The 12,277-nt window shown below is 64.4% G+C and carries 10 protein-coding genes; 5 read left to right on the top strand and 5 right to left on the bottom strand.

From position 1 onward, the window contains the following. Window positions 1–13 precede the first annotated feature (13 nt). Entirely contained in the window at window positions 14–1,174 is a 1,161-nt protein-coding gene (locus tag OU995_RS20665; protein WP_267836317.1) for an iron-containing alcohol dehydrogenase, read from the bottom strand. 315 nt (window positions 1,175–1,489) lie between these two features. Here OU995_RS20665 and OU995_RS20660 point away from each other — a divergent pair, with 315 nt between their 5' ends. After that, a complete protein-coding gene (locus OU995_RS20660) occupies window positions 1,490–2,317 on the top strand; it encodes an IclR family transcriptional regulator domain-containing protein (protein WP_267832009.1) in 828 nt (275 codons plus the stop codon). 65 nt (window positions 2,318–2,382) lie between these two features. Here the strand turns inward: OU995_RS20660 and OU995_RS20655 are convergent, their stop codons facing one another. From OU995_RS20655 to OU995_RS20640, 4 genes are all read right to left on the bottom strand, one after another. Beyond that, window positions 2,383–3,621, bottom strand: coding sequence for an MmgE/PrpD family protein (locus OU995_RS20655; protein ID WP_267832008.1), 1,239 nt, complete (start codon window positions 3,619–3,621; stop codon window positions 2,383–2,385). Between the two features lie 113 nt (window positions 3,622–3,734). Continuing rightward, complete coding sequence (locus OU995_RS20650) at window positions 3,735–4,556, bottom strand: helix-turn-helix domain-containing protein (RefSeq protein ID WP_267832007.1); 822 nt, start codon at window positions 4,554–4,556, stop codon at window positions 3,735–3,737. A gap of 100 nt (window positions 4,557–4,656) precedes the next feature. After that, window positions 4,657–5,934 (bottom strand): MFS transporter, encoded by a 1,278-nt coding sequence (locus OU995_RS20645; protein ID WP_267832006.1) that lies wholly within the window; start codon window positions 5,932–5,934, stop codon window positions 4,657–4,659. A gap of 152 nt (window positions 5,935–6,086) precedes the next feature. Next, window positions 6,087–7,715: an FAD-binding oxidoreductase gene (locus OU995_RS20640; RefSeq protein ID WP_267832004.1), complete on the bottom strand. Its 1,629-nt coding sequence runs from the start codon at window positions 7,713–7,715 to the stop codon at window positions 6,087–6,089. Between the two features lie 233 nt (window positions 7,716–7,948). Between OU995_RS20640 and OU995_RS20635 the strand changes: the two genes are divergently transcribed. The 4 genes from OU995_RS20635 to OU995_RS20620 all read left to right on the top strand — a co-directional run bounded on the left by OU995_RS20635 (window position 7,949) and on the right by OU995_RS20620 (window position 12,273). Beyond that, on the top strand, window positions 7,949–9,397 hold the full coding sequence (locus OU995_RS20635) for a flavin monoamine oxidase family protein (RefSeq protein ID WP_267832003.1): 1,449 nt from the start codon (window positions 7,949–7,951) through the stop codon (window positions 9,395–9,397). A 130-nt stretch (window positions 9,398–9,527) separates the two neighbouring features. Beyond that, entirely contained in the window at window positions 9,528–10,748 is a 1,221-nt protein-coding gene (locus OU995_RS20630; protein ID WP_267832002.1) for a class I SAM-dependent methyltransferase, read from the top strand. Then, on the top strand, window positions 10,745–11,095 hold the full coding sequence (locus OU995_RS20625; RefSeq protein ID WP_267832001.1) for a hypothetical protein: 351 nt from the start codon (window positions 10,745–10,747) through the stop codon (window positions 11,093–11,095). Before OU995_RS20630 ends, OU995_RS20625 begins: the two co-directional genes overlap by 4 nt. After that, a complete protein-coding gene (locus OU995_RS20620; RefSeq protein WP_267832000.1) occupies window positions 11,092–12,273 on the top strand; it encodes an FAD-dependent monooxygenase in 1,182 nt (393 codons plus the stop codon). Before OU995_RS20625 ends, OU995_RS20620 begins: the two co-directional genes overlap by 4 nt. Window positions 12,274–12,277: the final 4 nt, after the last annotated feature.

Genomic DNA, 12,277 nt, shown 5'->3' with positions numbered 1-12,277 from the left:
AGCTCACCCCACCTCACCAAGCGCGTCGATAGATATCCAGTGCCGCCGCTTCTGTCATCTCGCGGGGATTGTTGGCAAGCAGGCGTGTCTGCTGCATGGCGTCTGCCGCGAGTTGGGAAAGATCTTTCTGGGCGATCCCATGATCCCGAAGGCGGTGCGGCAGGCCGGTGGCGGCAATGAGTGCCTTCAACTGGCGGATGAAGGCCGTGGCACGCGCCTTGGCGTCACCAGTCAACTCGGGAAGGAGTCGTGTGGCTAGCTCCGCATAGGCCTCGGTGGCGGCCGGGACCTGTGCATTGAATCGAAGGACCTCCGGAAGGACAAGCGCATTACTCAGGCCGTGAGGAAGATGGAAGCGGCCGCCGAGGGGATAGGCCAGCGCGTGAACCGCTGCCACAGGGGCATTGGCGAATGCCTGGCCTGCCAGCATCGCTCCTAGCAGCAAGGCTTCCCGCGCGTCGAGATCGGTGCCGTCTTCGCAGGCGCGTACCAGGTGCGCGGCGATGAGTGCCAGGGCTTGCAGCGCCAGCATGTCGGAGATCGGATTCTTCAAACGGCAGCTGGTGTAGGCCTCGATGGCGTGAACCATCGCGTCAATGCCAGTGGCCGCAGTGATGGCAGGTGGAAGGCCGAGCGTCAGTTCGGCGTCCAGCAAGGCCATGTCCGCATACAGGGAGGATGAGACGATGCCGCTCTTGGTGGTGTCGCCGGTAGTGACGATCGCGACCGCCGTGACCTCCGATCCGGTGCCAGCGGTGGTAGGTACCTGAATCAGCGGCCGGCGAGCTCCCCGGATCTTGTCCACACCATACATGTCGCTCAGCGCCTGGGTTCCGGCCAGCAGTACTGCCACGAGTTTGGCGGCGTCCATGGAGGACCCGCCGCCAAATCCGATCACGAGTTCGGCGCCAAATTCCCAGGCTCGCACGGCAATGGCTTCGATGACGTGATCGGGTGGATCCGGCTGCACGTCGTCGATAACCAACACCTCGAAGCCCGACGCGCGCAGGCTCTCCAGTGGCGCGGACAACAGTCCGCTGCGATACAGGAATGCATCGGTGATGAGGCAGGTCTTGCGCGCACCGAAGCGAGGCGCCACCAGTGCACCAAGTCGGGTGGCGCCACCCCGTTCGATGATCAGGTGGGGGACGGTGTGAAAGGAGAACGGTTGCACGATGGTTGGGCTGATGGACACGGTGGAGGACGTCGCCTCCCGCAAGGGGAGGAAACAACTGCAGAACCAGTTTGGTGCTCAGGGCCGCAGGGCTGCCAGCCAGAGCAGTGATGTTTTCGCGCTGTGAGAACAGCGCATGTCAGAGTCCGGTGTAGCGCTGTTCCACTGCCCGCATTGCGGGCAACGCGCGTGGACTGGGGATTTCGTCACCCCCCAGGGCATAGCCCTTGCGACACATTGGGAAGTACCCCCCCAGAGGTCGCAGCCCCAGACTTGGTCTGGTTCTCGGCTCCCCCCCGTCTTCAGAGGTGCCCCATGGAAAGAAGTGTCCCGATCCGCTCCGTTAGTCGCAGCATCGCGGTTCTGCAGGCCATCAACAGAGGTGAATGGCTGACCGTGATGGAAATTTCCAAAGCAGTGGGGCTTCCGTACCCCACCACCTTTCGCATCATTCAGACCCTCATGCATGAGGGGTTGGTGGTCTGCGAGGCCAGTTGCAAGCGGTATCGGGTCACCGCGCTGGTTCAGTCTCTGGCGCTTGGTTATGCGGACCGTGGAAGCCTGATCGAACAGGCCCGGCCTCGCATGGTGTCGCTCACCCAGACGCATGCCTGGCCGGTGTCCCTGACCACCCGTGTCGGCCGTAGCATGATCGTGCGGGACTCCACGCATACACTGAGCTCGCTCACCTTCTGCAACTACTCGCCGGGCTACAGCCTGCCGTTGCTGGAATGCGCGTCAGGGCATGCATTCCTGGCCAACGTCGGGACCGAGGAGCGGCTGAGCTTGCTGGCTGGTCTGGAGGAGTATGAGCGTCGGACGCCGCTGCTGGAGATGTTGAAGTCGGAGCGTCTGGTACAGAATATCCGTGACAAGGGCTACGCCACTTGGGAACGAAATCCCCACAGCCAGTTTCCAGGCAAGACCTCCGCGATCGCCGTGCCGGTGTTTGAAGCTGGCACGGTTGCAGCCTCACTGACGCTGGTGTTCTTTGCTTCGGCCATGCCGATGGCGGAGGCGGTGCAGCGGTACGCAGGCGACCTGATGAGCGCGGCCTGCGAGATCACTGAAGCTTTGGCGGACCGCAGTCCTGGTGTTGATTGGCATGTCAACGACCGCACGGTGGCAGCAATGACTGCCTGATCTGCCCGGACGGGCGGCCTTGATGTGTCCGACCTCGCCGGCCGCCCGGCACCGGCTCAAGTGGCTCAAGCGGCTTCACGCAGCAGGCCGAGGAGCTGGCGCGTGTCGGCGGCGTAGTCGAGCCTCCAGAGCGCCTGCAAGATTTCCCCGGAGCGCTGGGGTCTGACCAGCGGGTCGGCGGCCTGACGGAACAGTTCACACAGCTGACCGTCGCTCAGCGGCTGTTGACGGGCCCCAAGGAAGGCATCGATGTGGATGTGGTCGGTGGATCCGTCAAGGAACTCGGTCGTCAAAGTGCAGGATTCCAGGCCCATGTGGCGGGCGTCGATGTTGAATTCAATACGGTCCCCGAGGGCCGTGAGCGAGGGGTGGCCGAGCTGAGCCGCATGCCGTTCTTCGACATTGAACTGTCCTAGCAACCAGGCGGCTGCCAGGCTCTGCCGCAGGTCCGGACCGCTGCTACTGGGAGGTGGTGGTGGTGCGGGGCCTTTCTCGGGCGGATCGGGCACAGCCGCCCTCGGGAAGGTAGAAGATACCCATGCCATCGGCGACAGATGGATCTGTATCCGCCTTGGCTCGCGGTCCCCAGCCGTTGACCGCAGGGCCAGCACGGCGTCCAGCGGGGCCTGTGCGAGGGCAGGGCCGGGGCGGCAGTGCATCGCAATGTCCCTCATTCGCCAGCGCCAGCCGAGTTCATCCAGAGCCTTGAGCGCCTCCGGCTGCAACGGGCCGACTGGGCAGGCGGCAGGGAGGGCGCGTTCCAGCCGCTGCCGCGCCGCCCCATACGGCATGGCCCTGAGCTTGCACAGCGCGGCCTGTTGGCTTGTGGTGACGATGGTCTGGCGGTTCATGCCCATCAGCGCACACACAATCGCGACCTCCAGGCCAACTGCCAGCGACAGCAGCACGTGGCGCCCGGATTGGCCCTCGGCTTCCGCGCAGGCCATCAGCACGGCGACGATATCGCTGGTGAACTGACCGAGGGTCGGCAGGTGTGAGTCCCCAAAATCGAGCAGTAGGAGCAACCGGCGGTGCAATGCTGCTGCATGTCGGGGCGTGCTGCGAGCGCTGCTCCACCAGAGACCGACGCTGCCGGGTCCTGTGGCGCCGCGTCTGGTCGCCAAGGAGGAGGCCCGGGCGAGCCAATGGCGCCCATCCGGCTGCTGAGCCGCTTCCGCCGAGGCCTTGAATTGATTCAGCAGCAGCCGCTTGGCGTCGTGGAGCAGGCGCTCGTCCAGATGCGCATTCGGTGGACCACAGACGAAGTCGGTCAGCCGTTGGAGGACATCGGTCCGCTGCGTCACAGAGCTGCGGTCCTTGGTACGACCTGGGGCACCGAGGTGCGGCAATGGAGAAATTGCATCGTGGGCGACCTGACTGTGAATTGTGTCAGTCAGGTTAGCCGAGTGCCCCCGACTCAGGAAGGGGAGTGCGGCGCCGTATTCACGGACTGGATCGACGCCTGCCATGTCCGGTGCGCAGGGTGTCGCGCAGCGATCTCCCTAGCGATCTGCTGCAGGCGGGGAGCATAGGCATTGCGCAGCTTGTCCGTATTTCGCAGTGTGGACTTGATATAGCGCATGACAATGCCTCCGACGGGTTGGCCTGCCAGCAGTAGCGGCACACCCAGGTTGCCCTCGCGATAGTGATCGAATTCGAGATGGCAGTAGCCATCGGTGAGAACATCTGCAATCAGCCTTTGGATCTGGTCTCGATCAAAGCGAACTGGCTGGACAGGGTCCACGCGCGACAGCGCCTCGTTGATCAAGGCTTGCCGGTCCTCTGGCCTGCAATGGGCCAGGTAGCAATATCCGCAGGTGGACAGCAGCATCGGCAGAGACGCCCCGACGCCGTAGCGGATGAGGGCCAGCGGAGAGTCATGGTCGGTGTTCAGTCGGACGACCATGTCAGTGCCGCGCGGCGTCGCCAGTGCGATGGACCAGCCGAGTTCCTGCTGAGCCTGCACGATCAGGGGCCGCGCGATTTCGATCAACATCTGTTCGTCGCGGAATCCGGCCGACAGCCGCCGCACCAGACTGGTCAGCCGATAGATGTCGCTATTGGGCAGCTTGTCCACGTAGCCTTCGGAGGCCAGGGTCTGCAGCAGGCGATAGGCCGTGGCGCGTGGAACTCCCACGCCTTTGGCGACTTGGGTCACCGTGACATCGCCGTACTCATTCATGTAAGCGATGGCGGACAATGCCTTCTTTAGCGACTTGATTTCGTCCCGTTCCGCCATGCGCCCAACGCTCCCCACCTGAAAGTCTGCGGAAGTGTAATGTTGGCAGGTGGGAGTTCATGGCGCCATGCGTGCGCGAGGCGTGCTCCATGCTGGCTTGTTACGCTGCCTGCAGATGCTTCGGATAGCGGCCCAGGGCCAGTAGCAGAAGTGGGCCCAGCGTGAGGAGAAGCGCCGCGATCCACAGGGCATGGTGATAGCTACCCGTGCGGTCAAACACCAGGCCAAAGGCAAGCGGCCCGATGCCGGTGGCGATGGAGAAGCCCGCCCACTGCCAGGCGTAGATCTGGCCGAAGTTGCGCGTGCCGAAATAGCGCAGGCAGAGGAAGGCGATCAAGTCGAATTCAGCACCGGCCGCCAGGCCAATCATCATCACCGCCAGGCCGGGCCATTGTTGCTGCGCCAGCAGCACACACGCCACGGTGGGGGGCATCAGCAGCGCCACCGCCACTGCAGGCGCCCAGAAGCGATCCAGCAACCAACCTGACACAAGCCGCCCGAGCATCACGTTCATGCCGAGAACGCTGGCATAGCGCGTGGCTTCGGCAAGGCTGAGTCCACTGTCGGTGAGCATGGGCACCAAATTGGGAATGAGGCCCGCGACGGCCGCGCAGATCAGGGCGAACCCGATCAGCAGCAACCAGAAGTGTCGGGTTCGGATCGCCTGCGCAAGCGTCAGCCCCTGGATTTGAGCGGCACCCGGTGCCCCTGCCGCAGCGCCCGCAGGGGCTGATCGTTCCCGGAACAGCAGCCACACCAGTGGCATCGCGAACAGGCCAATCGCCAGGGCGATGGACAGGTAGCCAGTGCGCCATCCCATGGAGGACACAACAGCGCCGACCAACGGTGGCGCCACGAGAGCGGTGACGCCGGTCCCGCTCAAAGCCAGACCCAGCGCGAGACCGCGACGCTTGTCGAACCAGGAGGCAATGCCCCGGGACCAGGTCAGCGGCGTGGTGCCTACCCCCAGCACGGCGAGCACAAACCAACAGCTCTGCCACATCCAGGGCGAGCCGTCCTGCGATGCCATGCCGACAAAACCCAGTGCCAGCCCGGCTTGACTGAACAGCGCGACGGGTCTCACGCCGAAGCGGTCGATCAGCCAGCCGGTAGCCCAGCCACACAACACCACGCCGAGCGTGGAGAACATGAAACCGCTCTGTATCAGTGACCGGGACCATCCGAACTCCTGCGCCAGCGGTTTGGCGAAGATGCCCAGGGTATAGAACGGCAGCGCGGTCAGGCCTAAGGCGACGCCCACCCAGGCGGCCAGCACGATGCGCCACGCATGGTCGCGCCTGAATTCCTGCAGCGTGCCTGTGGCAATGCCTTCCTGGGAGGACAGTTGGCTTGGCGTGGCGGAGTTGGAGGAATTCATGGGGATGTTCTTCTGGATGTGAGGCTGACCGCAGGCTAGGTGATTGGCCGGGGCGTGGCAATTGAGACACGGGGGGCATTCGCCCCGTGGATAGCGGAGCAGGAGATCCGCGCAGGGCTCGATGGGGGGCGAGCGTGCGCTGCCCAAGGACCTCAGGTGCCCAATCCGAGGACGCCGGGGTTCATCAGGTTTTGCGGGTCCAGTTCCGACTTCACGCTGCGCAGCAAGGCCAGGGCGGCGGGATCCAGCCGCTCGGTATACGGGTAGGCGCGGCCCAGTTGCAGGAAACTCGCTCCGTGTGCGGCGTACAGGCTCACCAGCTCCTGCTTGATGCGCGCTGCGAGCCCGGCCGCTTGGGGGCTGTCTTCGTACTGGGGCAGGGTGGCCAGATGATCCGCTCCCAACAAGGCCTGGTGATATCGATCAGGCCGACCCGGCCAGTACAACGCGATTTCGTAGAGCAGCCCCGTCGATCCGATGGCTGAAAACATCGTGCCCATCCACACACCCAGCGCGGTCATGTCGGCCTCGTTTCTGTCTCGCAGCGCCTGGAGCGCGGTGTGAAAAGCCGCCGCTTGACGGTGCGACAGGATGCCGTGTACCGGGACCCAGCGCTCACCCTTGGGGCCCAGTACATTGGTCAGTGGTGCGAAGGGCATGGCCTTGACGAAGCCGGGGACGGTGTTCGCGATCTCCTGCCCGAGGTCCATGGCGAGCAGGCGCAGCCTGTCGGCCTTGGCGGCGGCCTCGGTGGCGGTGGCGCCCTCCACGATGAAGTGCGCCATGTAGGCGCCCTTGGTCATGACTCGGTCGCCCGCCAGCGCCATGCGCAGCAACTGCCGGAGTCCTGCCGGAATGCTCTTGGCGGACGCCATGACCTGCCTGGCGATGCGCAGCCGATCGCCCAGCCCCTGCTGGCGCCCGATCTGGCCCTGGGACAGAGATTGATCCAGGCCGAAATGCTCGTCATCCAGACCTTCTCGTGCGCTCAGGCGCACCAGCTCATGGAAGCTGCTGAAATCGTTGAAGGCAAACGACAATGCCTCGGCATGGGGCTTGGCGGCGATCAAAGGCAGGCGAAGGGCCGCCTTGATGCCCAGCGCACCGCAGTCCCCGGTAAAAAGACCGGTGAGGTCGGGGCCGTCGTGGCGCGTGGTCAAGCCCGGACCGGTCCTCAGCAGGGCGCCGGAGGCCAGCACCACATCCATGCCCAGTACCGACTGCGCCGAGCCTCCGTGTGCTGCGCTACCGTGGCTGATGGTGTGCTGGCTCACGCTGCCTCCGATCGTGGCGACCCGGCCTGAGAATGGGCCCCAGAAGGGCGTGCGCAGACCGTGAGGTGCCAGACGCTCGCGCAGCGTGGCCCAAGTGACTCCGGCGCCCACCGTCACGACCGCATTGATGGGGTCGATGTTGATGTCATTCAGCGCCCCGACATCGATGAGTACATGGCCGCCCGTCGCCAGCAGATACCCGTCTGTGTAGGAGGCTCCCCCGCCGCGCGGCACCATCGCTACTCCCGCCGAAGCGCAGCAGCGCACGGCCGCCTGCAGAGCCTCGACGTTGCCTGGCCGCAGCACGGCCAGTGGCAGTCCCCCCTGTTGGAACACGTCCTGAGCGGCCACCGCCAGGGTGTCGGCGTCGGTGGAAACACCTGCGTCGCCCACGGCGGCACGCAATTGGTCCAGGAGGGTGAAAGTGGAGGCGGAGGTGTCGGCGGGTAAGACCCATGTCGGGGCGGACGAGGGGGGCGGGAGAGGCGAAATACGGGTGTGCGACATCGGAAGTAGGTGTGGTGCGGGTGAGACGGGTGCGGACGGGCCGCGAATGGGTCGACGGTAAGCACCCATGGTCACCATGGCACCTGCCTCGGATGCGTTGTTCATGCTGCGAGGAGAGTCCCCCGGCCGCGCTCACCTCATGAATACATCGAGGCCCCGATTGGCCTTGGGGGCCGATCAGTGGCTCACTGACCCCAAGCCATTGAAGAGGGACATGCATGGGTGCGCAAGACATGAGCCGACGTTCGGCGCTGCTGCGGGGGATGGCCGCCATGGCTGGGACGTCCGTGATACCGCCCGCAGTGGGAGCGACCCGGCGTGGGACCGCCTCTGGGACGGATGTGTTGATCCTCGGCGCTGGCCTGGCGGGGCTTCATGCAGCCCGCATGCTGCAGGGGGCGGGGCTGTCGGTGACGGTGCTTGAGGCCAGTTCACGTGTGGGTGGGCGCTGCTGGACGGCGTACGACGTTCCTGGGCGTCCGGAGCTGGGGGCTGCGCAGATCGGCCCTGGCTATGGGCGCGTGCGCGGAAACGCCGCCGATCTGGGCGTTGCCCTGGCAGACCCGGAGTCCGGTGGTTCGTCCCAGTTGGGTCTGGGCACCATGGCCATCAGTGTGTATGGTCAGCCCGTCCTTCAGGGCGCCTGGGCCGAGTCTGCCCTCAATCGGTTGGCGTCGCACGAACGCCAGATGCAACCCCTGCAGTTGTTCGCGTACTACCTGAACAGGAATTCGCCGCTGGTGGATCTGGCGGATTGGCTCAAGCCGGAGTTCTCGCGACTGGACGAACTGTCCCTGCGACAGTACTTCCGGTCCCAAGGGGCATCCGAGGAAGCGATGCGGCTGCTGGAGGTCAATGTCAGCGCGCGTGACCTGGATGAGGCCAACACGCTGGACGTCATGCGAAAGACCCATTTCTACCGTTGGGAAGCGCGCAACGGTGTGACCAGCAAAGTGCGCGACGGGACCAGCGCATTGACCGACGCCATGGCCGCTTCGCTGCAGAGGCCGGTCCAGCTCGGGCGGGTGGTGTATCGCATCCAGCCCGATCGATCAGGGGTCGTGGTGAGTTGCAAGGATGGCAGTACTCACCGCGCCCGCGCCTGTATCAGCACCGTCCCCTTGTCGGTCATGAAGGACATCCGCATCGATGCCGATGTGCCGGCCGCCCAGCGTGATGCCTGGCGTCAGATTCGCTATGGGCAGTTGCTCCAGGTATTTCTGGAGGTCAGTACGCCATTTTGGGAGCGGGATGGCCTGTCGCCGGAGCTTTGGTCGGATGGGCCCATCGAGCGTGTGTTTCCGATGTCGGTGAAGGGGGCGGCGCACGGATATCTGGCGACCTTTATCAATGGTCGGGGGACGGAGCGGTTCGACGGAATGAGTGACTCGGAAGTGGGGGCTAGGGTGATAGCGGAACTGAATCGCCTGCGTCCCTCCACCGTCGGCGCCGTGCACGTTACCCATGTCCATAACTGGACCACCCAACCCTTCAACCGCGGGCATGTGGCTGGATTCGTTCCCGGAGGCATCCGGCGACATCTGCCCTGGCTGGATCGTCCGGTCGGGCGGCTCTACTTCGCCGGGGAGCATTGCGGCAAGCTGCATGCGGGCATGGAGGCCGCATGCGAGTCGGCGGAAGCAGCCGTGATGCGGCTCATGGAGGACATGGGCGCGGCCTGAGCTGCCAAGCCTATTCGTCAGGTGGCTAGCCACTCAATTCATTCACCCCAAAAACGCGATCCCTTCCTACAGTCGGTCACACAGGCTTTGCTCAGCAGGGTCGCGTCCGTTATCGATCAAGGACATCTACGTGCTCAATACCTTTCAACAGGCTCAGCACTCCATGCTGCCGACAGCCACCCACGATGAGGCTTCCAGGCAGGAGTTCTGCAAGAGCCTCAAGGGCTTCGTGCAGCAAGGTTTGCTTCCGGGGCTGACGCCGGTCTACAAACAGCGCACCGGCAAGCGATTTGAAGACCAGTACGGTCGCCAGCCTCGGGATCGACGTGAGATCCGGCAAGTCATGGAGCCTGATCTCTACTTCCAGCACTATGCCGCGCTCAATCGGATCTCGCAGGAACTGATGTGGAACTCGGTGATCGACTCTGTTCAGCGCCAGTTGCCGGAGCTGAATGAGCGTGCCCATGAGCTGTCTGCATCGGCGGCCGCTCAGTTGCGCATCCCGGAGCACTTCGAGGTTCCTCGCTACGTCACAGCGCTGGACATTCACTGCATGCCCGGTGGCTATGCGAGCGAACTGGCGCCGGGTGATATCAGTGTGGCTGCACTGTATGACCGAGGCGCTTACCTGTACGGCATGGGCTTCACCGGCCCGCTGAGCGACGACATGGGCCGCTCGGTCTGCAACTATGTGAAGCGCCAGCTTCCTGACTTTAAACCCCGTCGCATCCTGGACATGGGCTGCACCGTGGGCCACTCGACCCTGCCCTACAAGCAACTCTTCCCGGAGGCTGAGGTCTGGGGCATTGATGTCGGCGGGCCGGTCGTTCGTTATGCCCACGCACGTGCAGCCGCCCTGGGCGTGCAAGTGAACTTCGCCCAGATGAATGCGGAGGAGACCGACTTCGAGGACGGCTACTTTGACCTCATCGTCAGCCACATCCTGCTGCACGAAACCAGTGGGAAGGCCATGCCACGCATCATTCGCGAATGCCATCGTCTGCTGTCGCCCGGCGGTTACGTCATCCATGCGGACCTGCCGCCCTTCGACCTGATGAGCCCGTTCACCCAGTTCATTCTTGATAACGAAACTTGGTACAACAACGAGCCCTTTTGGGGAGCCATGCGCGAGATGAATCAGGTGCAGTTGGCCATTGACGCGGGTTTCCCAGCGCATGCCGTGGCCTTCGCCACCGCACCGATGGCGATCCTCGAGTCTGCAGCCGAAGGGGCGGCGGGCTACACCGATGCCTCCGCCAGCGCAGTGGCAGATCGGGAGTTCACCGCTGGGGAGTTCGCTCCGGGCGGGGGATGGGAAGTCCTGGTGGCCCGCAAGGAGGTGAAAGCATGAGCGCGATGAAACCGCAACGGCATGCCAAGGGCAAGAGGCCGAACTTCTATGAGACTCCCGGCATGGACCAGGCCATGTCCATGATCGTGGTGCTGGCGCAGGAGCTGAGCGTGCTGCGTGATCGCGTCGACGCGATTGAGCGTGTCAGCGCTCGTCATGGGATCGACCTGGCCCGGGAGATTGAATCCCTCAGCCTGGACCAAGCGGCGCTCGATGCGCGGGAGAAGGCGCGTCAGGAGTTGTTCCAACGCCTGTACTACCTGGCCAGCAAGGACGCCCACGAACTCGCAGAAGCAGACAGCCGGGAGCGCTACAGGCAGGTGATTGCGGAGACCGCACAGCCATGAGTGAACCGACTTACGACCGGTCTGTGCTGATCGCCGGCGCCGGGATTGCCGGTCTGTGCACCGCCATCGGATTGTTGCGGGCCGGTGTTTCGGTGCTTGTGCTGGAGCAGGCGGATGAACTGCGCGAGGTGGGAGCCGCGGTTTCGCTGGCGCCCAATGCGACGCGTGCCCTGGACAGCCTGGGGGTCGGAGAAGCCTTGCGCGCTGTGGCGAACCGCCCGCAACGTGCGGCCCTGAAGCATTACCGTACCGGAGAAGAACTGCTGGCCTACGAAATGGGCGATGTGATGGCGGCCCGTTGGGGAAGTCCGTATCTGCAGCTGCTGCGAGCCGATCTGCACACGGTGCTGGTGGATGCGTTGCGACGTCTGGACCCGACCGCACTGCGCCTGGGCGCACGCGTTCTGGGTGTCGAGCAGCAGGACGGGCGCGTGACGGTGGAGACGGCCGCAGGCCGATATACCGGCGCCTGTCTCATCGGGGCCGACGGCGTCCGGTCGGCCGTGCGTGCCGCCCTGTATGGGGACGGTGCTCCCAGGTTCACCGGTTATGTGGCGTGGCGCGGCGTGGTGCCGACCCGCGAATTGAAGCAACGCGACCTCGATCCCGATACCGCCGTCTATCTCGGTCCGGGCCGCTCACTGTTGCGCTATCGCGTGCGAGGCATGGAGGCGCTCAATGTGGTGACCTTTGCCCGCGTTGATCACTGGACAGAAGAGGGGTGGTCGCTGGCGGCAGATCCCAGGGACCTGCAGGCGGCCTTTGAGCACTGGCATCCGGACGTGCGCGACATGATTGACGCCTTGGGTCGCCACAGCGCTTTCAAATGGGGCTTGTTCGGTCGTGCCGAACTGCCGCAATGGCAGCGGGGAAGGGTCAGCCTGGTGGGGGATGCCGCTCACCCGATGCTGCCCTTCCTGGGCCAGGGGGCAGCGATGGCGATTGAGGATGGCGTGCTGATGGCGCGTGCGCTTGCCCAAGGCCACGATGTGGAAGCAGCTCTGGCTTGTTATGAGCGCGTGCGTCATGGGCGCGCGACCCGCACGGTGACACGCGCTGATGCCCATGGACTGCGTTTGCATCAGCATCCCATTGATGCCGACGATGGAACGCCGTTGCCCCAGGACGATTTCATGGAATTCGACTTCGATGTGGCGACGACGCCGCTGAACGTTTAAGGGA

This window comes from Roseateles sp. SL47 (assembly GCF_026625885.1).
GTDB lineage: Bacteria > Pseudomonadota > Gammaproteobacteria > Burkholderiales > Burkholderiaceae_C > Roseateles.
The sequence above is the reverse complement of the archived record's forward strand: the minus strand, read 5'-3'. Positions and strand labels throughout refer to the sequence as shown.

What these genes read in the sequence shown, in the direction of transcription:
- OU995_RS20650 (WP_267832007.1), bottom strand. Translation starts at nt 4,556, where the DNA reads ATGGCGGAACGGGACGAAATCAAGTCGCTAAAGAAGGCATTGTCCGCC.
- OU995_RS20645 (WP_267832006.1), bottom strand. Translation starts at nt 5,934, where the DNA reads ATGAATTCCTCCAACTCCGCCACGCCAAGCCAACTGTCCTCCCAGGAA.
- OU995_RS20620 (WP_267832000.1), top strand. Translation starts at nt 11,092, where the DNA reads ATGAGTGAACCGACTTACGACCGGTCTGTGCTGATCGCCGGCGCCGGG.
- OU995_RS20635 (WP_267832003.1), top strand. Translation starts at nt 7,949, where the DNA reads ATGAGCCGACGTTCGGCGCTGCTGCGGGGGATGGCCGCCATGGCTGGG.
- OU995_RS20625 (WP_267832001.1), top strand. Translation starts at nt 10,745, where the DNA reads ATGAGCGCGATGAAACCGCAACGGCATGCCAAGGGCAAGAGGCCGAAC.
- OU995_RS20640 (WP_267832004.1), bottom strand. Translation starts at nt 7,715, where the DNA reads ATGTCGCACACCCGTATTTCGCCTCTCCCGCCCCCCTCGTCCGCCCCG.
- OU995_RS20660 (WP_267832009.1), top strand. Translation starts at nt 1,490, where the DNA reads ATGGAAAGAAGTGTCCCGATCCGCTCCGTTAGTCGCAGCATCGCGGTT.